The organism is Ruegeria sp. F11 (assembly GCF_056533855.1).
The window spans coordinates 130,738-154,006 of the sequence record NZ_JBQFOW010000003.1 but is presented as its reverse complement, the minus strand read 5'-3'; the positions used below and the strand labels follow the sequence as shown (position 1 = coordinate 154,006).

Below are 23,269 nucleotides of genomic sequence, written 5' to 3'. Positions count from 1 at the left end.
CATATCCCGAATTAAGGATCAAGCATAGGAACAGGTTCACACATGGCGCGCTCAACCCCGATGCGAAACTTTTTTGCCATAGCCGGATTGCTGCTGGCGAACAGTGCATGGGCCCAAAGCGCCGATCCGTTCGAGCATGGGTGGAAACTGGATGCCGAGGCCTCGGAACTGCAGTTTCTGTCGGTGAAGAAGAATTCGGTGGCGGAAAACAGCGGGTTCGCAACCCTTTCTGGCGTGATCAGTCCGGAAGGCTCTGCCGACATCCGGGTTCAGATGGACAGTGTTGATACCAGCATTGACCTTCGCAACGTACGCATGCGGTTTCTGTTCTTCGAGACGTTCAATTTCCCCGAGGCGGTCATCACCGCGCAGCTTCCGCCCGAAGAGCTGGTCGATCTGCATCAGACCCGCCACAAGATCATCGACCTGCCTTACACCCTGTCGTTGCACGGCGTAACCAAAGACAGCGTTGCACAGGTCGCTATCACATTGGTCGACAATGACCGGGTGGCCGTTGCGAATACGACCCCGATCGCCATCGCCCTGCCCGACTTCAACCTTGAAGAAGGGCGCGGCAAGCTGGAAGAGGCTGCAGGCGTCGATATCCTGCCTTTCGGCTTTATCAGCTTTGGCTTCGTGTTTGACCGGGCCAAGGCCGGAACTCCACCGACGCTCGAGGTCGCCTCGGCAGTACCAGGGGCCGCCGCGCTGGAAACCAAGGGGGATCTGAATCGTGAAGCCTGCGAAGGGCGGATGGAGATTCTGTCGCGCACCGGCAACATCTACTTCAACTCGGGCAGCGCCCGCCTGAGCGACGCGTCTATTCCGCTGCTGGCGAACCTGCATGACATCGTCGACCGCTGCCCGGACCTGACCATCGAGATCGGCGGCCATACGGACAGCGATGGCTCGGATGCGGCAAACCGCGCGCTTAGCGAGCGGCGGGCGCAAGCTGTGAACAACTATCTGGTCGATCAGGGCATCGCATCGGAACGGCTTGTGACCGTGGGCTATGGTGAAAGCCGTCCGGTGGTGTCGAACGACACGGCAGAGGGCAAGCGCCGTAATCGCCGGATCGAGTTTATACCGGTGAACTAACCACCGAAGGTCGATCAGTTCCCGGCCAGAATGATGGGATCAAACCCGCCGCTGCGCCATTGCTGCAGCGCCGATATGAAGTTGGGGCCCGCTACACCGTCGATGGTGCTGGAGTAGTAACCCGCTTTCTGCAGCAGTTTCTGAACCTCCATCACGGTTTCCCGCGACCACTGGTCCGAGGCCAGAGACAGCTGGTTCAGGATCGAACCATCATCTTCGGCAGCCCCCCGCAGCAACATACGTGCCGCCTCCAGCGGATCGCTTGGAACGCCGCGCCCTTCATCCAGCAGGATCGCGGCGGCCAGATATCCCTGATACTCGCCATTCCGTGCGGCTTTCTGAAAATAACCAAGCGCTTGTGCAGGCGCCCCCGCAATACCGTCCTGCGCCAGAACGCCAAGATTGAACGTCGCTTTGGCCGATCCGCCTTCAGCCGCGCTTTGCAACAGCGTGATTGCGCGGGCCTCATCCTTGGGCACAATCTGACCTTCGAACAGGGTGACGGCCAGATTGATCATGGCGTCGAAACTGCCCCCCGCTGCTGCACGTTCGTACAGGTCCATCGCCGCGTTCACGTCCTGTGGCACGCCAGTTCCGCTTTCGTGCAGTTGTGCCAGCGATACCATTGCCCGCAAGTCGCCTTCAGCCGCTGCTTGCTGATACAGCGTGACGGCCCGTTCCACATCGCCCGCCGCAATCGTTGCCCGCGCCAGCAAGGCCACGTAATGCGACAGATCAGGCGTCTGCGCTGCAGCGGCGCTACAGGCCTGGATGGCGGTCAGCGCGTTTTCCTGTAGGCGGCTGAACGGCACGCCGGGAATGCTGGCCGTCCGGTCCCGCGGATGGGTGGCCAGCCGTTCACATATGCCGCCCGGAGTGCTGTCTTCGGGGCGCGGGATCGAAGCAATCAGGCGGCGCGCCTGATCCACATGGTTTCCGCTTGGGTATTGCTCGATATAGAACTCCAGCAAGGGCCGCATCCGGCTGCGTTGCGCTAGTTTCCACAGTCGCTCGGCCTGTTCGTCCTGATCCTCGACTGAAAGGGCGCGGGTCAGCGTCTCGCCCTGCCCGGCCCGGTCCAGAAACGCCACAACCTCGTTCACATGCGCCCCTTGCGGGTAACGGTCCATGTAAAGCTGCATCAGCGAGGCGTCCTGCGCGTTGGCGGCAACCTGCCACAGCAAGGTTTCTTCCGAGGCCGTCACCGGGCTGTTGTCAAACCGGAACTGTCGGGTCAGCGATGAGTTGTCCCACGGAATCTGCCGACCTCCGGTCGAGGCCAGAACATCCTTGCGGACCGAAATCATCAGGTCCGAGATATCCTGCCCCGGCGTGTAGATATGGCTCAGCAGCGCCTCGGTGAAAAAGCTGTTCCGACCGGTGCCGTCATAGGCCACATTGTCTGGCTGCGTGGCATAGGCAAACATGAAATCCGCCGCGCTGCCGACCCGCGCCAGCCCGTCGCCGCCCACATCCAAGCCAGTGCCTTCAAACGGATTGTCGCGGCAGGCGTCCAGAAACACCAGCCGGATACCGTCTGACCGTTCCATCCTTCCCACGAACTCTTGCATCGGGATGGTCTGGTCCGGGATATCTTCGGGCGCTGAGATTTGCGCATCGACCGGAACCAGATAGTTTTGCCCGCCCACCTGAAACCCGTGCCCGGCGTAAAACAACAGCGAGACGTCGGAATCCGCAGCAGTGGCGCCGTAGGATTCCGCCAGCGATAGCATCTCATCGCGCGTCAGATCGGTGCCAAGGAATACCTCGAACCCCAACCCCTCTAGCGCGATGGCCAGGTCCGAGGCGTCGTTGATCGGGTTGTCCAGCGGGCTGACCGAGGCATAGTCCGAATTGCCGATCACTAGCGCGACCCGCTTGTCGGCCAGCGCCATGCAGGCGCTAAACAGCGTCAGGAAAAGGGCCGCAAGGCAACGGATCACAAACACAGGCAAGACTCTCCGACGGATCAAAGGCCGATGGCGCGCGTCAGACCGATTTCGGCTTGTCCGACAGCGGCTACAATCGTGTCTACCTGCTGGTTCTGGATGATGGCAAGTTCCGGATCGCTCGCTCGTATCAATGTGATGGCCTTGCGGATCTCACGCTGGGCCTGGCGGATCTGCTGTCGCGCCTGCTGGACCGCCTCGCGACGGATCGCTGCGCGCTCTTCCGCAGTGGTGGCCAGCGCCAGCCGCCGGTTGGCGTCTTCACCGGCTTCGCGAATACCGGCACTGGCCCCGCGAATGATATCCCCGATGGATTCCAGCCCCGGCGGCAAGCCGTCCACAATCTGATCGAGGTCGGAAGCATAATCATCCATCGCATCCGCCAAGCAGGCCAGATACTCGCTGACATTGTCGCCGCTGCTGGCGCAGGACGAAACCTCACCATCGAAGTCCTGCGACACGTTTTCAACCGTTCCAAGCGCCGTTTCGGCTTCGGTTACGCTGGTGACCGCAGTACCGCCACCGCCGCCTCCGGTAATCGTGGTGTCAACCGTGGGTGTGATGGTGATCTGCGGGAGTGGGGGGACCGGTATGATAGTGGTTCCGCCGCCAATGACCGCAGCGCCGGGCAAGGCCGCAACGGTGAAGGTCTGACTGGCCGAACTGGTCAGGTTGGAGGTATCGACCGTAAAGGTCGTGGCCCCTGCCGAGGTGCTGGCAAAGGTCAGCGTCTGGAAAATCGGCGATGTGTTCAGCGAATCTGACACCGGGCCAAACATGTAAGAGGACGGACCACCGTAGACGTTCCCTGTTGCGGTGGCGGTCGACGTCGAACCCGCAGGAACCGCCAGGCTGTCCGGTATCGCAAACACCACGGGCGAGGTCGTGTAGTTCGCCGGATTGGTGCTGCCAGTGCCGGGTGCCCAGGTCGTTGTGAAATCCCAGCCCTGCGCTGATGCCAGCCCATAGAAGGTCGCTGTGTCCTGAAGCTGCGCTGTCGTCAGGCCCTGTCCTCCGGCGCTGGTGGTCAGGCCTGATGTGGAGGTGTTCCAGAACGAGCCATTGACCGAGCCGGTGTTTTGGCCGACCAACCCACCAAGCGTTGGAGTATTGCCACCGGAGAAACCGACAGACCCCGTCGAATAGGTCCGGGTTATCGTGCCGCCGTTGTTGTTTCCGACCAGACCACCCAAATTGGCGGGTTCCGTGGTTGAGGACACCATATTGCTGCCGAAGACACTCGCCGTGGAATAGGAATCCCGGATCAGACCTGAGTTCCCGCCAACCAGCCCGCCCATGGTGAACCTGATGGCGTCCGCCCCTGTCACGGAACCAGAGCTATTGGATCGGATGATATTTCCTGTGTTCTGCCCGACCAGACCCCCGATGAACGCAGTGCTGGATTCGATCGGCACCACCGACACATCTGCGGTTGAATAGCTGTCGATCACGGTTCCGTCGTTGATGCCGACAAGTCCCCCAGCGGGCGCATAACCGCCGCTGAACAGATCCCCCGAGACCATGACGCCCGACACCGTGCCCGAATTGATGGCGGCCAGGATGCCGCCCTCGCCCACTGAGACATCGGCGTTTGTGATGGACAGATTTTGAACTGTCCCGCTCAGGTTGTCGAAGAGACCCCCGGGATTGAAGTTGTCGTTAATGAAAAGCCCGTCGATGGCAAATCTGTTTCCCTCGAGCGTTCCAGAGAAATCCATGGGGTCAAAGCCACGAAACCAACTGGTCGTAGCCGAGGCGTCGATGTTGTTCGCCAACTCATAGTTCAGATTGGACAGGGCCATCCCGCCAATCCCCTGCAGACCGTAGACATCGGTCAACTGGTATGGGTTGGCGCTTGTCCCATTGCCGCCGGTCACGCGCAGGAAATTGGCCTGAGGGTCGATATCAAAATCTGCCGCCGCAAAACTGGGCAGACTAGATGATATTTGCCGCCAGAAGCCTGCGACAAGTGAGAAGACCCCGACATTGATGTCGCCGCCCGCGCCAGTGGTGATCAGACCCACGCCATCGACGGCCCCGAGCGCCGTCAGAACCAGACTACCGTTGGGGCCGTTGATCGCACCGTTCAGGGTGATGGCGTTGTCGGCGTTCAGGATAAAATCGTTCGTCGAGGTCCAGTCGATATCAGCATTGATCGTGATGTTACCGGCATCTGCCCCCGAGCCCGAAGTGTCGAGCGTCACGTTCGCCGTTGAAAGCTGGGCTTCAAGCCCAACTTCGGTAAATGTGCCCGGCACCGTTATGTTTAAAGGGTCAAACAGCAAATCGCCGGTTTTGCCATTGGGTGCGCGCAGGTCGGCGAAGCCGCGATAGACCAGATCGGTTTTGCCGGAAACCTCGACAAATCCACCGTCGCCCGACTGCGCACCGCCGCGGGCCGAGATAGTGCCTGAGAATGTCGTCAGGTCATCCGACCACACGATGATTCGCCCGCCATCGCCTTCGTCGCCGCCATTTGCCGTCAGCGTTGTGTTCGCGTCCGCGCTTGTGGTTTGCGCCGTCTGCAGGTTTCCACCGCCCTGATAGTCGCCGCCAACCCGGATCGTGCCGCCGTCACCGGCCCCCGCCCCGTCTGCGTTCAGCTTGGCTCCGGCCAGAGCGATTGCCTCACCCGTGATCGTGATGGATCCGCCGTCCTGCGCCCTAACCTTGGGCCGAGGCGAACTGGCGACCAGTGTCTTGCGGGCGGAGGTGTCGATGCTTCCGCTGACCTGCACGCCACCACCGCCGCCGCCCAGTACGACTGCGCCGGATACACCGCCGACGGACCGGGCCTCGATCACGCCTGACATGTTGATCACCTGCCGCGCCGCATTGCGCGCGCTTGCGGCTTTCAGATGGACAACGCCTCCGTCCGCTTCGATCCGCCCGGAATTGGTGACAAGCGCCTCCATCGAGGCATCGTCACTGTTGGACGGTACCGCGACCTGCAGAAACCCGTCACCCGCGACGTCCAGCGTCACCTGCTCTCCGGCTCCAAGTCCGACCTTGCCTAGCGGCACCCGGATCAGGCCAGAGTTGGACACTCTGCCGCCGATCAGCGCCGCGTATCCGCCCGGCACGACCGAGATGGTTCCCGCATTCTCGACCGCAGCAGACTGGCCATTGCCGTTGAAGCGATATCGTCCGTTCAGGAAATCATCGTCCGAGATATCCAGCGTCGAGGCCACAAAGCCCGCTGTATTCACGTGCCCGTTCGGACCGATGAAGATACCGTTCGGGTTCACCAAAAAAACCTGGCCATTTGCGTTCAACTGGCCGTGGATCTGGCTGGTGGTATCGCCGGTCACCCGGTTCAGGATCACGCTTTGCTGACCCGGCTGGTTGATGTTGACGGTTGACCCGGAGCCAATCGAAAACCCGTTCCAGTTCACAATCGCGGACCCGGAGCCCTGCGTGATGTCCAGTTGGGTACCGCTGGGCTGCGTGATCGTCACGTTTCCAGCGGCCACAGTGCCACCGTTCGGCAAGGACTGTGCCAAAGCCGTGGTGCCCATCAAAAACGCCGAGGCCGACAGCAGCGCGCCCCGGATCAATGTTTTTGGGCCTTCAGAACCTGCGACTTGCAACGATGCTGAAACGGTTTCCGTCTTCGCCAAGGTCATCGCGTTCCCCTCTCCCATATTCCACTCGCAACGATCCGGACCGATAAGCCGAATCCTCAATCGTGAACAAATCTGCGCCGATGCCATAGGCATAGGCTGTGGTTGTACTTTGCTCAAAAACCGTGGGCTGTTCCAAACCCAGCTCGCCATATGCGCCAAAGACATAGGGCTTCAAAATCAGCGGAAAGCCCGCGATCGAAACCTGCTGCGACCGGCCCGCTTCGGCGCGCATGACCCACCCGTCGTCACCGCGCAACTCGCCTGCGTCAAAGGTCGAAAGCTCGTTGGAACTGGCGATGCTGAACTGTTCGGACGTGACCAGCGGATCGCCGAAACTGGTCTGAATTCGGCCATTCACGCTCAGCGACCAGTTCGCATTCAGCGGGCGCTGGTATTGCGCCGACAGCACAAGCTTGGTGAACTCGGCGCTGGCCCCCTGCCGCGACAGGGGGGTATCGCCGGGCCCGACCGATGCGCTGGCCCCAAAGGCGTCCAGCCCGCGCGACAGGATGGCGCTGCCACGCAGGAAGGACCCGTTTTCGTAGTTTCGCGTGGCATCCAACGTTGCACGCAATACGCTGAGATCGTCATCATAGATCGGCAGGCGGACCGAGCCCACCAGCAGGTCTTGCGTGTCGCTGACCCGGTCAAGGATCAGCTGCGACGACAAATTGAATTTGCGCGAACGGATCCATGGGTAATAGAGCCGGATCGACAGCCTTTCAAACTCACTTTCGGTCGGCACAAAGTCCGAATCCGGGCGGGCCTTGCTGGACGTGACCTCGACATTGAAGGTCAGGCCGTCATAGCCGATCGGAAACACCGTGCCGGCCGCCAGAATCCGATATTCAGCGTCGTCCGAGAAATACCGCGTGGGCGACCCGCCTGCGTTGAAATAAAACGTCTCGCCCATCTCAAGCGCGCCGTTGATCTCAAGCCCAAGGCTCAGGTTCAGAGGGCCGAGGTCGTCCGACAGCGTGTTGTCGAACCCATATGAGCCAGTGATCTCTTTGAACTGACCGTCCAGCGTCAGCACCGTGCCGCCAGCCGCATCACCTGCGGACAGGGTTGATGCCAGACGCAGCCCAAATGTATCGCCTGCCACCAACAGTGCGCGCTCGATCTGCTGCAGCTTGATGCCGCGCTTGCCGATCAGGGGTTTGGTGATCTCAACGACCCGGTCACGGGCTTGTTCGGGCACCTTTTCGGCATCGATCCGTTCTATGAACCCGTCAACGACGACGATACGCAAGGTTCCGCCATCGCGCAGGGTTTGCTGTGGCAGTACCACGCGGCTCAGAACAAATCCGGCGTTGGTATAGGCGCTTTCCAGCCGGTTGGTCGCGGCGAAGATTTCCGACACCGGCACCCGCTTGCCTGACAGTCGTTCGATAAAGGCGGCATTTGCGGCCTCCATCTGCGGCAGCGCGCCTTCAATCTCGACCCGGCCAACGGTTACGAACAGCTGATCCGCCCCTTCCGGGATCGGCGCGCCGGGGTCGCGGGCCACGGTGACGGGCCCCGTACTGCGTTGACTTTGCGGCTGAAATGTCGACGGCGCAAGGTTGGACGCGCTTTGCGCCAGCGCGGTATCCACCATGCCGAAGCTGCTACCGGCGACAAGCGCTGCTATCAATTTGAAACGTCGGGCAAGCATCATAGATCAAGGGGGTTTGTCATCATTAACCGACCATGGTGGAAGAGTGGAACAGCGCTTAGCAAAGCGCAGCCCGTATAGCAAAGCAAGATTGTATCGAACATTACCCGGTGCCTGTTGGATTTGTCCCACATCGTATTGAGCGTTTCTGAGCGCGCGTCTGTGTCAGACATCACAAATGCCGATCACATCTGCAGCCGCTACAGAAGACCTTGTTCAAGCCATTCCTCGATCTTGTTGCGGCTGACTTCGAAATGCATCGAATCCTCACGCCCCCAGGCTGCGCCCCAGACCCAACCCTCCTGCCGGAAGAAATCGGCGAGGATTGTCAGACCCAGCTGCGTTTTCCCATCGCCCAGCGTGTCCAGAACACCGTCGATGTTCAGATCCACGGCCAGACCATAGGCATGGGCCGAGGCCGAGGATGTTGCTCCGCGAATACGGCGCACACATAACGACCCGGCCGTGTTGATGCGCGCATAAAGGTCAGGATCGGTGCGGCGGATGTTCTCGAACACGGCGCGCAGCGAATCAACCGCAGGTTTCAGCATCCGCACCCGGACCGGACCGACCTCTTCCAGAACCAGCTTTTCCTCAAGCCGGGGATTTGTCATCGACTGGCAATCATCCGTCAGATCCTCGCGCGGCAGGCCGAAGGTCTCTTTCAGGAATGAGGACCCCGCCAGTTCGAGGTCTCTGTTCACCTTATCCCGGTTGGCGATCAGAACGACCTGCGCATAGGCGTCGATGATGTCATTGGGCGAGGTGCTGTCATATCCGAAACTGTCCGCATCGTCATTGCCCTGTTGGAAAACAGGCCCGCCGCTTTGCGAACGCGAGATTTCCAGTGACAGTTGTTCCAACTGGTTGCGCATGTCTTCAACCTGCTGGCTGAGCATCTCAATCTCGATCCGCGCGCCCGAGTCGATTGCGGGCCCTTCGAAATTGTCCTCCATCGGAACGATCAGCGGAAACACATACCAGATTATCGGGGCGAGTATGATCGCCACCCCTAATATTATCGCCGGAACGATGCGCATTTGCCTGTTTTTCCTGTTTCCTGCCGCCTTCGGGCGTAAACCTAAAAGGCGCAGGGCGGGATGTCACGCAATTGCCCCAAAATTGTCGTTCACAAGTGTGACTTTCTTCATTGTCGCCCGTCAGACGCAGCGGTACTCTTCGTGTCAAACAGGAAGGACTTAGGTTATGTTCGCACTTTCATCTTTGAAATTCATCGGGGCCTCGGCTTTTGCGGTTGTGTGTACAACCCAACTTGCGCTGGCTCAGGAAAATGAACTGACGGCTGACGAGATCACCGACGCGTTCAACAAACAGAAGACACGCGGTTTGGTTATCGTGCCCTCGAACACCGGCACCGCGGCGACGGACGACACGGCTGAAACCACCGTTGCCGCCGCGCCCACCGAATATCAGCCGGTGGATACGGAAGATCAGGTCAACATTCAGATCAGCTTTGATTTCGCTTCAGCTTCGCTGCGCGCCGATCAGAAACCAAAGCTTAGCTCGCTGTGCCAGGCGATGAAAAACGTGGACGTGAACGTTTTTCAGATCATCGGCCACACCGACAGCGCCGGCTCTGCCGAATACAACCAGAACCTGTCGCTGCTCCGCGCGAAAGAGGTCAAGCGCTTCCTCGTTAGCGATTGCGGCATTGCTGAAACACGACTGGAAGTACTGGGCGTTGGGGAAGCAGAACCTCTGAACAAGGACAATCCGCGCGCGGACGAAAACCGCCGCGTTGAATTCCAGGCTCTCGGCTGATTTAGTATCCGCTAACCACAAAAAACTTCCGAGGGCAGCATGACCGAATCCCGCGCAGGCGACCTGTTTCAGCCGGGCGATCTGGTAAACAATACATATCGGATCGAAGCCATCCTTGGGCGGGGCGGCACATCTGACGTCTACCGGGCCCGCTCCGAAATATCGGGGCGGCTTGCCGCGTTGAAGGTTCTGAAGGCCGAGTTTTCCAGCAATGACGACTACCTCGTCCTGCTGACCCGCGAGGAAGAGATCCGCGACATCCGCCACGACGCGGTTGTCCGCTATTCCGAGAACAACCGCACGGCAGACGGGCATGTCTATCTGGTGATGGATTATGTCGACGGGCCGGGGCTTGATCAGAAGCTCAGCGAAGGGCCGATGTCGGCGGCGGATATTCTGACAGTCTGCAAGCGGGTGTGCGAGGGGCTGGAAGCCGCCCATGCCCGCAACATCGTTCACCGCGATCTGAGCCCCGACAACATCATCCTGCGCGACGGTGATCCGGCGCAGGCGGTGATCATTGATTTCGGCATCGCCAAAGACACCAATCCAGGCGCGGAAACCATTGTCGGTGGCGAGTTCGCCGGCAAATACGCCTATGCCGCGCCCGAGCAATTATCGGGCAAGACCGACCAGCGCACTGATATCTATTCTTTGGGCGCGCTGCTGCTGGCCAATTTCCGGGGCCAAAGAGCGGATGCCGGGCGCAACCTGCTGGAGGTCGTCGAGAACAAGAAAGCGCCGCTTGATACGACTTCTGTACCCGAGCCACTGAAAGCGATCCTCGACAAGATGACCGCGCCCAATCCCGATGACCGATATCAGACGGCCAGCGATGTTCTTCGGGCGCTTGCCGCCGCGCGGTCGGGAGCGGTTGAGCAACCGCTAACGAGTATTGACGAAGACGCGACCGTGATTGTGCCCAAAAGCCAATCAGCAGCCCCCGAGCCGGTGATGGCGAAACCGGAACCTTCACTGGGTTCAGATGCAGCGCAAAAACCGACCCAACCCGACGCGCCCAAGACGTCGCGCGGTGCACTTGTGCCGATCCTTGGCGTTCTTGCCGTCGCGGGCATCGGGGCCGGTGGCTATTTTGGCGGGGTGTTCGACAGCTTCCTCGGGCCGAATTATCCGGTGGCCGCGCCCTACACGCTGGTGGCCGACAAACGCGACGGGCTGCCCCCGCGCGCCGTGGGCTTCGTTCCCTCCGAATCCGCCCGTGACACCATGACCAGCGAGATCACCGCCGAGGGCGGTGAGGTCGATTTGACGCTGGCCTCCGGCGACATCTCCGAGACATGGGGCAGCGCGGTTACTGATGTGATCGGTTCGATCATGGAGATGGATGAATGGCGGCTCGTGGTGAACGGCAATGACGCCAAGCTGACAGGCCTTACGACAAACGAAACCCTGCACGCCGAGTTGGAGCAACTCTATTCCGCCGGTCTGCCCGTCGGACTGCAGGGCACAGTTGAACTGGACTTTGAACCCCTATTCCTGTCCGCCGCCGAGATACGGCCCGTCCTGTCCGGGCTGGCCGATTGCGGTGCGTTGAAACTGGTCGATGCCCCGGCGACCGGGTATGGGCCTGAAAGCCCGATCCGGGTGAGCGGCACATTGGCCTCGCAGGACAGCATGATCGGGCTCAGAACCGCCCTGACAGCTTTGGCCGGATCGCGGCCATTGGACTTGGATCAGGTTGCGCTATTGAACCCGTCGCTGTGCCTCATCGAGAACTTCCTGCCAAGCGCTCCTGCCAGCGATATCTCGATCGCGTTCTATAATGGTGAACAAGGCAACGCACCGAATCCTGCAGGCGATTTTGTCGTTGGGCAGAACCCGGTCATTGATGTCGATCTTCCCGGCGATGTGCAGGACGGGTTCCTGTCTGTCTCGGTGCTGGACGTGTCCGGCAACGTGTTCCACCTTCTGCCCAATGTGACGCGCACTGAAAACGACATCGCCGCCCTGCGAGACGGGGAAGCTGGCCCCGTGTCAGTGCGGGTGGCCTATTCGATCCCGGAAAGTCAGGAGAACGGGGGTATCGCTTTTGAGGTCGACGACACTGCTCTGGGCAAAAGCAAGGTCATCGTTCTGCACACCGACAACCAGCTGTTCGACACCCTGCGTCCCACAACGGAATCCGCTGCCGGATATGCCGAGGCCCTGCGCGAGCAGGACCGCAATGTCGACACGCAGATCCTGTCGCTCGACAGCCGTATTCTGACCACTCTGGAACAATAGGAACGGGCTGCGCTGACCCATGCCCTGCTTTTGCAAATCCAACGCGGCGACGCTGCCAAATCTGACGCCAACCGCCAATCTGTCGGTTCAGGCGGTGCCGCCGCAGATGATGAAACTGCTGTCCCTGCTGGGACTGCAAGGCAACGTCAGTGGTCAGGCGCGGGCGGACCTAAAACTGAACGCCATGCTGCCCGCGATGACGCCGGATATGTATCTGCAGGCAACGATGGCGGCGAAGGCGCCCAATATCGTGCTGCCGCCGATCCTGCCCGGCGATGGCGGTGGAGCCATTTCGATGATGATGAAACTGGCGGTTGCCGGTTTCCCGCTGGCCGACCCACGCGCACTGTTGGCCGAAGTGCAGCAGGCGGTTCTGAGCCTGGCTGCAAATGTTCTGCCGCAGGCACAGGCGATGCCTTCAATCCCGGGACCACAGCTGCAGAACATGACGCTGGCCGCAAACATGACCCTTGCGCTGCGCGCGCAGGGCATCTGCCCGATGGCTTTGGCAGGGCTGGATTACTCGTTTGAGGCGTCGATGGAGGCGGGCGAGGCCGGAGGGTCGCGCGGCACCTGCTCCGCCGCGCTGAATTTCGCGGCATCGCTGCCCCGCATCACCCTACCGCCGTTTGCCCTGCCGCTGCCGAAACTCAATCTCGCGCGGCAATTGGCCCTGCTGGCTCCGGCGGGAACCGCGCCTGCGGCCATGGGGCTGCCGCCGATCTCCGATCCGAACATGATGAAGGCGCTGATGGGCCAACTGGCCGCCCTGTCGACCGTGCCGGTGCCCAACCTGCCCGTCTCGCTCGACGATCTGCAGGCCATGGCGGATCAACTCAAGGACCTCGCCACGATACAAGAGGCGTTCGGCCCCGATGCCCTGACCCCCGCCGGGGTCGCGCGGGTAAACGCAATGCTCAGCTATATCGCCCGTCTGAACGTTCCGATGCCGCTCGAGGCGCAGGCGCTGCAGATGCAACTGGACGCGCTGCCCAAGATCGACGATATCACGCAAGGCGCGCAGGCAGCGCAGAGCGGCGCGGTCAATCTGGCCGCGTCGATGAGCGTTCAGCCCCCCGCCGTGCCGATCCTGCCAACGCTGCAGGCGCTGGCGAAACTGGCGAAATCTTTGCCCGGCCTGCCGCTGGGGCCGTGCGATGCGTGCAACACCGATATCGGCTCGGTCAGGGACAGTCTGGCCGGGATGCAGTTGCCGCCTGCCCCACCGCTGCCCGCTTTGCCTTCTTTCCCCTAAGCTACAGGATATCCACCACAACCACGGTGATATTGTCCGCCCCGCCGCCGTCGAGGGCGATCTGGATCAACTGGTCCGCCACCGTCTCGATCGGCATCTGGGACAACGCCTTTTCCAGCATCGGGAATGTGGCGTATTTGCTCAGCCCGTCCGAGCAGATTAGGAAGCGGTCGCCCGGCTGAACTTCGCCCCGGATCTTGTCCAGTTCCAGTTCCTCGCCCACGCCCACCGCGCGGGTGATGGCGTTGGATTGCGGGTGCTGTTCGGCCTCATCCCAGCTCATCTGCCCGGCCAGCACCAGATCGGCGACAACGGAATGATCGGTGGTCAGCATCTGAATCTTGCCGTCGCGCAACAGGTAAATCCGACTGTCCCCGGCCCAAAGCCCGACAAAATGACCGTTGGCCAGCATCATACAGGCGACCGTGGTGCCGATGGTTCCGCCGCCACGCGCCTCGGCCTCTTGCCGGATCACTGCATGGGCCTTGCGGATCACATCGCGCAATGTGCCAAGCCGGTCTGAGGGCGGCAGGCCCGGAGGGATAGCGGCCACCATATCGGCAACAAGGCGGCTGGCGTAATCGCCTGCTTCGTGCCCGCCCATGCCATCCGCCACCAGCCACAGGCTTTCTTCGGGCAGTGCCAGCACCGCGTCTTCGTTGATTTTGCGCTTAAGGCCGACATGGCTGCGGGCACTGTACCGAACGCGGTGACTTGAATTCATATTGGCATTGCCTCGGTCCAGAGAGCGGCGTGTAGGTTGAACAAGCCTTGCATGTTTGCCCTATCCGGTAAACCTTCGCAGACCATCATCCGGGGCACGCCGCCGATTTCGGTGCTCCAGATGCTTGGGGTGCGATAACGTTGCGCCATCAGCCCCGCGGCCAGATCGGGCAGCAGGCTGCCTGACACTTCGCCACGGGTCAGGACCATCGTCTGGCCACTGGCCCTTACCGGCGCGGTTGGTTGCTGCACGGGGACGGTCAGTTCTGCCAGTGCGGCCTCAAGCCTGTCGCGGGTCATGTCGTCCTCAAGCGCCGCCAGAGCCAAATCTTCGAGTTGATGATAGGTTTCGGACGCCCGGAAATGCGCCAGAATGGCTGAGCCTTCGTTCGAGACCGGCGCAACCAGTGTCAGCGGAAAGCGCCGCCCGACGCGATCGACCGAGGGCATCAGAACGCCCAGCATCTTTTGCGGCCCGGCCAGCCCCGGCGACAGGCAGAACCGCCAGATCGGGGCGGACATGTAATGTGCATCCCAGGCCTGCCCCAAAACCTCGGACGCGGCCAGCATGCTGCGCTGAATCCACTCGTCCCAAGGCTGCACAAAGGCCGGAGCGACGCCCAAGCGGAAAAAATCCCCAACCGAAGGCATCTTGCCGAATGCGCCAAACCCGGCCTGCTGCATCAGAACGACTTCGGGCAGCTGAATTTCTGCAGCGCCGGCAGGGCAAATGGGTTGATGACCGAACCTGACTGCAACTGGAAGATCGCGATGCGGCCCCCGACGTTGAAGATCACCTTCTTGCGGTCCGAGACATTGGTGCGCCGCACCTCTGCCGCATCCAATAGGCGGAACCAGGCCCACGGCCCGTCCTTGGACAGCACGCTTTCAATGTTGCGCTTTTCCGGCTCGAAACTGACCCGCGCTAGACCGACCTGCCCCGGCCATGTCACGGCCATGGGCGAGGGCAATCCGCCGCGATGGCGGAAATCCAGCGTCTGCCCGTCGATTTCCAGCTTCACGCCTTTGGCCTTGGGGTCCAGCGCCTCGGGCATGATCTGGAACTGAATCTGCGGCTGAGGTCCGGCGGCAAAGAACGCCTCTTTGATTTCAGCGGCGTTCTGGAACTGGGTCAGAACCGCCTGGCTGATGCCCAGATCGGCCTCGTTCACGCCGGATTTCCACGACCAGGGCCGTGTGCGCATATCCACATGTTTGGCGAGGTTTTCGTTGAAAAACGTGTCGATCAGGCCCTGCGGACCGAACAATTTGCCGAAATCGCCCATCGCCACATCCGCGCCAGACCGGCGATTGAACGGATACCGGTCCGAGACGACCTGCTCGCAGAAGGGCAGCACACTGGCCTGCCAACGCGCATTGATCGACGACCGCGTGCTGTCCGAGGTGATCCCCGACGAGCCGTCGATGATCTGCACGGCCCAGCGTTCCATCGGGCCGGGAATGCGGGCGGCCTCCTGCTGGAATTGCTGCAGCGCCTGCCCGGTCTCACCCCCCGACACGCCGCTGAACGACATCTTGTTCAGCTCTTGATAAACACCGGTCAGGGATCCCATCAGAAGATCAAGCTGCGAGGGCTGGCCTTCCTGACTGTCCACCAGTTCGTGCAGCCACGAGAACCGATCTTCGACATACTGACCCGGCTGCTGAACCGGTTCGCTTACCCCGGCGCCACTGGATTTGGCCAGTGCTTCCAGCAATATCTGCGTCTGGACCGAGGTCGCCGATTGAAGCTCAAGGCTGGCCGCATCCGACAGCCCCTCGTTCAGCGCGTCGGTGTTTGGCAGAGCAGAACGCTTCTCGGTCAGCTTGGTCTCATCCGAGATCGACGTCAGCACGTTCACGATGGGCGAAGTCGGTCCCGAGAGCACGTTGGTCACTTCGACCGCATGGCTGAGGCTTTCCATCGGCACAATGTCGATATCGCCCAGCATCGCATCGTAGCGCGCGATGTAGTCGTTGTAATAGAGGTCCAGAACATCGCGGCTGAGCGCTGCCAGCGCCTGTTCGGTCTGCTCAGCCTCGCCACGCGGACCCAGCACCCAGCTTTCTTTTTGTACGCGTTTGGCAACGCCCAAGGCCTCGCCGAGGAAAACGTCGTTGAAGCCCTTATAGGTGAATATCCCCTCAATCCCGGCATTCAGGGGTTTGCCCGAGGACCGGACCAGAACCCGGCCCACAGCAGGACCTCCGACATCGGTGATGCGCCATTCCTGCAATGCTGTTGCCGACGGGCTGGAGACGATGCCGTTATAGACGCGCTGCGCCAGTGGCAATTCGGACAGGATGCCCTGAATCTGTTCCACCATCGGCCCGTTCAGCGCAACCTCCTGCATCGGTTGGCTCAGCAGCGCATCCAGATGGTCGTTCAGGTCGGCACGGAATTCTTCGCGCGTGGGGCCGGGGAACGAGACCGTCCAGTCGATGTTCATCCATTCCTTGACCAGATTCTGGTTCATCGGCCCCTGCAGGCCCAGCATCAGATAGACCTTGAGAGCCTCGTAGAGGACATCGGGGTTGTTGATATTGGCGCTCATCTGCTCTTCCAGACGCAGAAGAAGGCGCGGCAGGAAACGCTGGTTCAGCGCGGCGCGGTAGGTTTGCGCGGCCTGCGTGCCGATCACTTCGCCCTGATAGAGGCCATAGGTCACGCGCGTTTCCGGCTCGGGGTCCGACAGGGTCGGGTTGGCGGGCAGATCGCGCAGCGTGTTCAGCGCCTGCACCACCGGCACCAGATCGGTATCGCCGACCGGGCTGGGGGGCAGAGTTGCGGCGGCGGCCTGATAGGCGGATACGCCCTCCTGTGCCTCGGCGATCAACTCGGAATTGCCCATGAAGCTGCGCACCAGCAGCGCGCCGACCGTTACAGCCGCCACAACCGTTGCAGCGACCGAGACCCATTTGGTGATCTTGTAGCGCCGCTCGACCTTGTCGTCGGCGCTGACCAGACCGGCCTCGCGGAAGATCACCTGATCGAACAGGCGGGTCAGGAAATAGGATCGGCCCGAGCCCTGCCCTGACCCGATCGCCTGACGCCCGATCCCGAAGGTCCGCGCCATACCCAGCATCAGCCGGTCAATCGGTGTGCCCTCTTGCGTGCCCGAGGTGAAATACACCCCGCGCAGCATGTGGCGGTGCTGATAGCGGCTGTCCTGAAACACCTCGGTCAGGAACTCATGCGCCACCTTGCGAACCGAGGCCACCTGCATCGGGAACCCGGCAATTAGCGCGCGGCGATGCGGGTCGGTTTCCGTCTGCATCCGTTCCAGAGATTGCGCGTTGAGGCGGCCCAGCAGCAGCGCGAATTCCTCGTCAAATGCCGCCACGGGCGATTTTTCGGCGCGGGACTTGTCCAGCGGCAGGGTAAAGCCCCAGACCTGTTCGCGGTCTTCTTTGCCCAGATTGTCGTAGAACTCGGCAAAGCCTGCGATCAGATCGGCCTTGGTGAACAGGATGTAGACCGGGAAGCGCACGCCCAGCTTCTCGCGCAACTCTTCCAGACGGCGGCGCACGGCCTTGGCGTGTTCTTTCTGCGTGATCTCGTCCTGTAGGGACAGATCAGACAGCGAAATAGCGATCATCGCGCCGTTGATCGGCTGGCGCTTGCGGTACTTCTTGAGCAGGCTCAGAAACCCGATCCAGGCGGCATTGTCGACCTGTGCGTCACTTTCCTGCGTCGTGTAGCGACCGGCGGTGTCGATCAGAACCGCGTTTTCGGTGAACCACCAGTCGCAGTTGCGGGTGCCGCCTACGCCGCCAATGGCGGTCTTGCCCATCTCGTCGGCCAGCGGAAAGTTCAGGCCCGAATTGACGATGGCCGTGGTCTTGCCCGCTCCGGGCGGGCCGATCATCACGTACCAGGGCAACTCGTTCAGATGACGCCGCCCGTTCTTGGACTTGCGCAGCGCTGCCATTGCGGTTTTCAGCTTGCCGCGCAGTTCCGAGATTTCGCTGTCGATCATGTCACCGCCATCGCTGACGGCTTCGGTGATCTCTTCGGTCAGCTTCTTCTCGCGGCGGCGGCGGACGAAGAAGATGGTCAGGGCGATGCTGAGGAAGATAAAGTAGATGACCCCACACCAGATCAAACGCGTGCCAACCCCGTCCAGCGGACGCCACTCGTCCCAGCCGATCAGAGGCCCAAAGAAATACAGGCACAATGACAGAGCGGTCGCCGTGAAGAACAGCACCGTGTAGATCGACAAAAAGATGAATCTCAGAACTCTGAAGAACACGATCAGTTCTCCTCTTGTACCAGCAGGACTTCGATCCGGCGGTTGGTGGCCCGGCCTTCGCGGGTCGAATTGTCGGCAATCGGTTCGCTGTCGGCGCGGCCCTCAGCGCTGAGGCGGTCAGGCGTGGTCATCTCGCCTGCCATCTGGTTCATCACCGATTTCGCGCGCGCCAGCGACAGCGCCAGGTTGGACGGGAAGCGCGAGGACCGGATCGGCACGTTGTCCGAATGCCCGGCCACGATCACGCTGCCCGGTTCTTCGTTCAACGCCACGGCAACCCGGCGCACGGGTTCGCGGAACTTGTCCTGCAGATGGTCCGAGCCAGAACCGAACATGCCCGAGCCCTTGATGCGGATGATCAGTGTGTTGCCCTTTTCAAAGACCTCAACCAGCCCTTCGTCAATTTCGGGCTTCAGGAACTCCACCACCTTTTCGACCTGCGGCTGGGGCTGCGGCGGCGGAGGGGGCGGCGGCGGTGCGCGGCGCTGCAACTCGGTCACGGGGCCCGCGTCGATCACCGACATTTGCCCTACCAGATTTTCGGTCTTGTTCGACAGTACATAGGACAGCCCGCCAAACTCGATCATCAGCAACAGTGCAGTGACGCCAAGCGCGATCCAGACCGGTTTCCACATGCTGAGCGCGCGGTACGGCTTGTCTGCGCCTTTCCAATGCGGGGCCAGATCCCGTTCAACATCGCCCCTCTGCGCCCGGATGATGCGGGCCAAACCCTGCCGGATTTGCAGATGCTTGTCGGGCCCCCCCTGCTCCACGCGCAGACGGCCCTCGAACCCCAGCGACAGGCACATATAAACGAATTCCAGCAACTCGATATTGTTCGCCGGGTCCTGTTCCAGACGCGCCAGCAGGTCATAGAAACGGTCGCCGCCCACGGTTTCGCGATGGAATGTGCCGACCAGCGACTGGGTGGCCCAGCTTGATTGCCCGCCCCACGGCGTGTTCAGCACCACGTCATCCAGCGTGGCGCACAGCGCATAGCGCGCGACCTTGACCGTCTGGGCCGGTATACCCGCCTGCAGGGCCGCATTTTCAAAACTGCGCACCTCGGCCACGACGCTTTGGCGCAGCTTGTCCGGGTCCATGTGTTGCGCCCGGTTGCGGATGCGGCTGATCAGGGAAAACAGAGGCGCAGCGCAGGCGTTGAGGCGGTTCATACCGGTAGCCGCCACAGTCTCAGCCCCGCCTTGCGCGGGCTGCGATTGCTGAGGTTGCGAGGGCGGTACACCGTACCCGGCGGCGCCAGTGGGTGCAGGCGCGGCAGGCTGCGGCACCTGCAAAGGATCCGGATAGCCCGCCAGTTGCTGGGGTACGGCAGGTTGTTGCGGAGCACCGCCAGCCTGACGCCGCCCGCCCGGATTGGGTCGGATCACCGTCTTGTCTGTATCGTCCGGTTCGGCAAAAGGATCTTTGTCGGACATCGTTTACCTGCTTCCTCAAGGCCCCCGGGTCTGAGTGTGACCCATACGGGCAGCCCTATCAATTCGTTTCGCCGCAGCCAGTGATCGCCTTCACATTCACTGATTGCGGATCGCCCAAAGCTCCATCTGCAGCCCCGGATATTGCCCCGACACATGCACCGCGATGCCGCCCGAGGTGGTCATCTTGCCCCAATACGGGCTGGCGGCGTCCAGTTCGAAATAGACGACACCGGAGTGATAGGGAATCTGGCGCGGCGCGACCGGCAGCGGGCGCAGGGTGATGCCCGGCAGGGCCGAGTTCACCAATTGGCGAATTTCTTCAACCGGGCCGGTCTTGGCCTGCCCCGCGAAATGCCGCCGCACGTCCTCGGCTGGGATATCGGCGTTGACGGCCAGCACAAAGCCCGCATTCCCGATCAGCTTGCGGTCTGCGATCACACCCACACTTATGCCGTATTTGCGCGGCTCCAGTGGGATCGAAATCGCGGTCTGCTCGAGAACCGAACTCAGGTACTGACGCAGGGTGCGGATTACCGGCGCGAAGGATTCGGTCAGGTTGTCATGCTGGTAAGCCGGGAATTGCACCGCTTCCTTTTCGGCACTCATGAAGGTTGCAAGCTCTCCTGCCAGAGCAGCGCAAACACGATACGCATGTTCTGGGTGCACGTTTTCGATATTGGCGAAATGGCGCACCAGCGGCAGGTTACGGTTGATGGTCATCAGCAGCAGGAAATCGGAAATCTCAGCCGCGCCCTTGGCGGGGCCGCCTTCGGACAGCCGCCCGGCCAGCGCCTGCATCCGGTGCGACAGCATGCCTTCCAGTTCATTCATGAACCCGGCGAGCGCGGGGGCAGCGCGCACATCGAGGACTGAGGGGATAAAGCCGCGATCCAGAATGATCTCTTTATCCGGGCGCACCTCGATGATCCGGGCAATCGGGATGGCCAGCTTGTCGGCCAGATCGTCCACCGCCAGCGCAAATTGCAGCCGCAGCTTGCCGACGCCCAGAGTCACCGGCTTTTTCTGCTGGCTCATCACATCGGTGATTTCCTGCTCTGCAGGGCGCAGGCGGCTGACCGATTGCTCAGCTCCGCTCAGGTCGACCTCGGAAGCACCCTGCCGACGCTGCGGTACCGTCAGGTAGACCACGCAATCCTTGATCGATTCGGGCACTTCCAGTGCAGGCGGGTGGTCCTCGGCTTGCGGCACGCGGAACACCTGCCCGTCCGGCGTCAGGCCCGAGCAGGATTTCAGCGCAAACTGACCGACTTTGAGCACCTCGTCATCAATCTCCAGCGCGCTCAGGCCCCAGGCATAGGGCGTCACACGGCGCGCCAGCCCGGCGACCAGCGCCTCGGTATACCGGTCGGCCTGCTGGAAGTGATGGGGTTGCAGAAACAACCCTTCGGTCCAAAGCACCTTGCTGTCCCAGGACAATGGCTGCCCTCCCTTATTCTTGCCGCCCTCAATCGGGCTTTATTTCAGCTTTTCCAGCTGTTCCTTATAGGCGCGCGCGAATTCCCGGCTGAATAGATCGTGAAAATCATTTTCTGCCTGATCCGAGATATCCGCGTACATCTTCTCATACACTTCCCAGTACTGGGCCTTCTTACCTTTGAAAAGTGACCCAAGTTTGCCGGAATTCTCAATTTTTCCCGCCAATACGTCGGGGTCGAGCTTGGCCAGCACGCCTTTCAGCGCGGCCTCCATCCCGGTCACCATGGCCACCTCGTGCGCCTTGATGTCGTTCAGCGCCTGTTCGGTGGCCTCCTCCGAGGCCAGATAGCCTTTGACCCGAGGTTTCACGAGCGCTTCGATCGCCTGTTCCGGGCTGATCGAAAACTTGAGCGGATTGTTCCCGCCCGCGCTGATCATCGTCTGATCAATGCGGAACTCGGACTTGATCGAGGTTCGAGTCATCAGGATTTCCCGCAACCCCGTGATCATCGCCCGCAATACCCGCCCCATCCGGCCCATCGTGGCAGGCAGATCGGCATCGTCGATCTGCAGATCGTCCACCTCAAGCGCTTCCAGCAGCGCGCGCGCGGCAGAGTGATCCCCTGCGGCCGCAGGTGCAGGCGTAGGAGGTTCCGCCTTGGGCGGTTCCGGTGCGGGCTCGGGTGTCGGCTGAGGCGCTTCGGCCTGACCACCGGGCTTTGGCTTTGGCGGCGGTGGTACTGCAGTTTTTCGAGAGTCGGGCGCAGCAAACGGGTCCGAGCTTGTGCCACCCGAAGGCGACAACAGGTCATCATCCCAGTCATCTGGGATCAGATTTGCTCCGCCTCCGGCCTGCGGTGCGGAAAACGCGTCCGAGGCCGACGGATTATGGGTCGGATCGCTGGCTCCCATATCGGCATGCGCGTCCTTGGGCTTGGCAAAGAACGGATCGTCATCGTCCAGCGGCGGCAGCAGCTCATCCATCGGGTCGGGCGTGGAAATCTGGCCGGGGCCCTTGGCATCGCCGCCCAGAAGATCATCCAGAAAATCGCCCCCGGGTCCGGCATCGTCCAGCAAGGCCAGCGGGTCCGGCGCGTTCTGCGACTGGCCCGGCGAAACCCCGCCCTGTTGCATGGGCTGTGGGATCATCTCCTCGAATGTTGGCAGATCGGCCCCGATCTCGACCACCATCTCGTATCCGCCTGCGGTCAGTACGTCACCATTGTTCAGCGGCGTAGGTGTCCGGCCCAAAGCGATCTTGGAATAGTTCAGAAAAGTGCCGTTGGTCGAAAGATCGACGATCACCACATTGCCATTGTGATCTTCAATCACGAAATGGCTTTTGCTCAGCGTCTTTTCGGGATCGGGCAAGACCAGATCATTGGCCGGGCCGCGCCCCACGGTCAAAGAGCCCCCCTGCATCGACACCGGGCGCCCGTCGCCCGGTACAATGCCGGTGGATTGGAATTTCAGTGTGACCGTCATGCGTTTGTCTTCATCCTCCGACCAGAACGGTGGGGCAGCACGGCGGTATGATAAGACCGCCACAGGCGCAGTTATCCGTAACCCGCGCCGCCGGAAGTTTACTGATCAGTACCGTCGCCGACCCTTTGACGATCGGATGCGGAAAGGCAGGCGTCGCCAGATCGGTTACCCGCGCGGCTGGAAGCTTTGAGACCAGAACAGTTGGGCAGCAGGGCGGCATGATCGGCATCGGAACCGGTGCCGGAGGCGGCGGCGCTGGCGGCGGGGCCGGCAGCGTGCACAGATGCATGTCAGTGACGCGGGCTTGTGGAAATCCCATGT

The 23,269-nt window shown here is 61.4% G+C and carries 15 protein-coding genes; 4 read left to right on the top strand and 11 right to left on the bottom strand.

Features of this window, described 5'->3' with window-relative positions; genetic code table 11:
- The first annotated feature begins 42 nt into the window (after window positions 1–42).
- Complete coding sequence (locus tag ACR0NJ_RS05190) at window positions 43–1,098, top strand: OmpA family protein (RefSeq protein ID WP_480816064.1); 1,056 nt, start codon at window positions 43–45, stop codon at window positions 1,096–1,098.
- A gap of 14 nt (window positions 1,099–1,112) precedes the next feature.
- Here the strand turns inward: ACR0NJ_RS05190 and ACR0NJ_RS05185 are convergent, their stop codons facing one another.
- The 4 genes from ACR0NJ_RS05185 to ACR0NJ_RS05170 all read right to left on the bottom strand — a co-directional run bounded on the left by ACR0NJ_RS05185 (window position 1,113) and on the right by ACR0NJ_RS05170 (window position 9,370).
- Window positions 1,113–3,047, bottom strand: coding sequence for a caspase family protein (locus ACR0NJ_RS05185; RefSeq protein ID WP_480816063.1), 1,935 nt, complete (start codon window positions 3,045–3,047; stop codon window positions 1,113–1,115).
- A 20-nt stretch (window positions 3,048–3,067) separates the two neighbouring features.
- Window positions 3,068–6,673: a two-partner secretion domain-containing protein gene (locus ACR0NJ_RS05180; RefSeq protein ID WP_480816062.1), complete on the bottom strand. Its 3,606-nt coding sequence runs from the start codon at window positions 6,671–6,673 to the stop codon at window positions 3,068–3,070.
- On the bottom strand, window positions 6,618–8,309 hold the full coding sequence (locus tag ACR0NJ_RS05175; protein WP_480816061.1) for a ShlB/FhaC/HecB family hemolysin secretion/activation protein: 1,692 nt from the start codon (window positions 8,307–8,309) through the stop codon (window positions 6,618–6,620). The genes ACR0NJ_RS05180 and ACR0NJ_RS05175 overlap by 56 nt, the downstream gene beginning before the upstream one ends.
- Before the next feature lie 221 nt (window positions 8,310–8,530).
- Window positions 8,531–9,370 carry a M15 family metallopeptidase gene (locus tag ACR0NJ_RS05170; RefSeq protein WP_480816060.1) on the bottom strand — a complete coding sequence of 280 codons (840 nt, stop codon included), beginning with the start codon at window positions 9,368–9,370 and terminating at the stop codon, window positions 8,531–8,533.
- A 166-nt stretch (window positions 9,371–9,536) separates the two neighbouring features.
- Between ACR0NJ_RS05170 and ACR0NJ_RS05165 the strand changes: the two genes are divergently transcribed.
- From ACR0NJ_RS05165 to ACR0NJ_RS05155, 3 genes are read left to right on the top strand one after another with little or no spacing between them, the layout of a single operon-like run.
- Entirely contained in the window at window positions 9,537–10,112 is a 576-nt protein-coding gene (locus tag ACR0NJ_RS05165; RefSeq protein WP_480816059.1) for an OmpA family protein, read from the top strand.
- A 39-nt stretch (window positions 10,113–10,151) separates the two neighbouring features.
- Window positions 10,152–12,356 carry a serine/threonine protein kinase gene (locus ACR0NJ_RS05160; RefSeq protein WP_480816058.1) on the top strand — a complete coding sequence of 735 codons (2,205 nt, stop codon included), beginning with the start codon at window positions 10,152–10,154 and terminating at the stop codon, window positions 12,354–12,356.
- A 19-nt stretch (window positions 12,357–12,375) separates the two neighbouring features.
- Window positions 12,376–13,611 carry a hypothetical protein gene (locus ACR0NJ_RS05155; RefSeq protein ID WP_480816057.1) on the top strand — a complete coding sequence of 412 codons (1,236 nt, stop codon included), beginning with the start codon at window positions 12,376–12,378 and terminating at the stop codon, window positions 13,609–13,611.
- 1 nt (window position 13,612) lies between these two features.
- On the opposite strand, the gene ACR0NJ_RS05150 is transcribed toward ACR0NJ_RS05155, so the two are convergent.
- The 7 genes from ACR0NJ_RS05150 to ACR0NJ_RS05120 form a co-directional block, all read right to left on the bottom strand.
- Window positions 13,613–14,335, bottom strand: coding sequence for a PP2C family protein-serine/threonine phosphatase (locus tag ACR0NJ_RS05150; RefSeq protein ID WP_480816056.1), 723 nt, complete (start codon window positions 14,333–14,335; stop codon window positions 13,613–13,615).
- Complete coding sequence (tagF, locus tag ACR0NJ_RS05145) at window positions 14,332–15,018, bottom strand: type VI secretion system-associated protein TagF (protein ID WP_480816055.1); 687 nt, start codon at window positions 15,016–15,018, stop codon at window positions 14,332–14,334. The genes ACR0NJ_RS05150 and tagF overlap by 4 nt, the downstream gene beginning before the upstream one ends.
- The gene (gene tssM, locus ACR0NJ_RS05140) at window positions 15,018–18,587 is read right to left on the bottom strand and encodes a type VI secretion system membrane subunit TssM (protein WP_480816054.1); all 3,570 of its coding nucleotides are present in this window, start codon (window positions 18,585–18,587) and stop codon (window positions 15,018–15,020) included. Before tssM ends, tagF begins: the two co-directional genes overlap by 1 nt.
- Window positions 18,588–18,589: 2 nt before the next feature.
- Complete coding sequence (gene icmH, locus ACR0NJ_RS05135; protein ID WP_480816053.1) at window positions 18,590–20,026, bottom strand: type IVB secretion system protein IcmH/DotU; 1,437 nt, start codon at window positions 20,024–20,026, stop codon at window positions 18,590–18,592.
- A gap of 96 nt (window positions 20,027–20,122) precedes the next feature.
- Entirely contained in the window at window positions 20,123–21,463 is a 1,341-nt protein-coding gene (tssK, locus tag ACR0NJ_RS05130) for a type VI secretion system baseplate subunit TssK (protein WP_480816052.1), read from the bottom strand.
- A gap of 39 nt (window positions 21,464–21,502) precedes the next feature.
- Window positions 21,503–22,948: a type VI secretion system-associated FHA domain protein TagH gene (gene tagH, locus ACR0NJ_RS05125; RefSeq protein ID WP_480816051.1), complete on the bottom strand. Its 1,446-nt coding sequence runs from the start codon at window positions 22,946–22,948 to the stop codon at window positions 21,503–21,505.
- Window positions 22,949–22,958: 10 nt separating this feature from the next.
- A complete protein-coding gene (locus ACR0NJ_RS05120) occupies window positions 22,959–23,267 on the bottom strand; it encodes a PAAR domain-containing protein (protein WP_209253414.1) in 309 nt (102 codons plus the stop codon).
- Window positions 23,268–23,269: the final 2 nt, after the last annotated feature.

Excerpts from the sequence above, each read along its gene's own strand:
- ACR0NJ_RS05155 (WP_480816057.1), top strand. The coding sequence starts at position 12,376 with ATGCCCTGCTTTTGCAAATCCAACGCGGCGACGCTGCCAAATCTGACG.
- tagF (WP_480816055.1), bottom strand. The coding sequence starts at position 15,018 with ATGCAGCAGGCCGGGTTTGGCGCATTCGGCAAGATGCCTTCGGTTGGG.
- ACR0NJ_RS05160 (WP_480816058.1), top strand. The coding sequence starts at position 10,152 with ATGACCGAATCCCGCGCAGGCGACCTGTTTCAGCCGGGCGATCTGGTA.
- icmH (WP_480816053.1), bottom strand. The coding sequence starts at position 20,026 with ATGTCCGACAAAGATCCTTTTGCCGAACCGGACGATACAGACAAGACG.
- ACR0NJ_RS05180 (WP_480816062.1), bottom strand. The coding sequence starts at position 6,673 with ATGACCTTGGCGAAGACGGAAACCGTTTCAGCATCGTTGCAAGTCGCA.
- ACR0NJ_RS05165 (WP_480816059.1), top strand. The coding sequence starts at position 9,537 with ATGTTCGCACTTTCATCTTTGAAATTCATCGGGGCCTCGGCTTTTGCG.
- ACR0NJ_RS05120 (WP_209253414.1), bottom strand. The coding sequence starts at position 23,267 with ATGGGATTTCCACAAGCCCGCGTCACTGACATGCATCTGTGCACGCTG.
- ACR0NJ_RS05170 (WP_480816060.1), bottom strand. The coding sequence starts at position 9,370 with ATGCGCATCGTTCCGGCGATAATATTAGGGGTGGCGATCATACTCGCC.
- tagH (WP_480816051.1), bottom strand. The coding sequence starts at position 22,948 with ATGACGGTCACACTGAAATTCCAATCCACCGGCATTGTACCGGGCGAC.
- ACR0NJ_RS05190 (WP_480816064.1), top strand. The coding sequence starts at position 43 with ATGGCGCGCTCAACCCCGATGCGAAACTTTTTTGCCATAGCCGGATTG.
- ACR0NJ_RS05150 (WP_480816056.1), bottom strand. The coding sequence starts at position 14,335 with ATGAATTCAAGTCACCGCGTTCGGTACAGTGCCCGCAGCCATGTCGGC.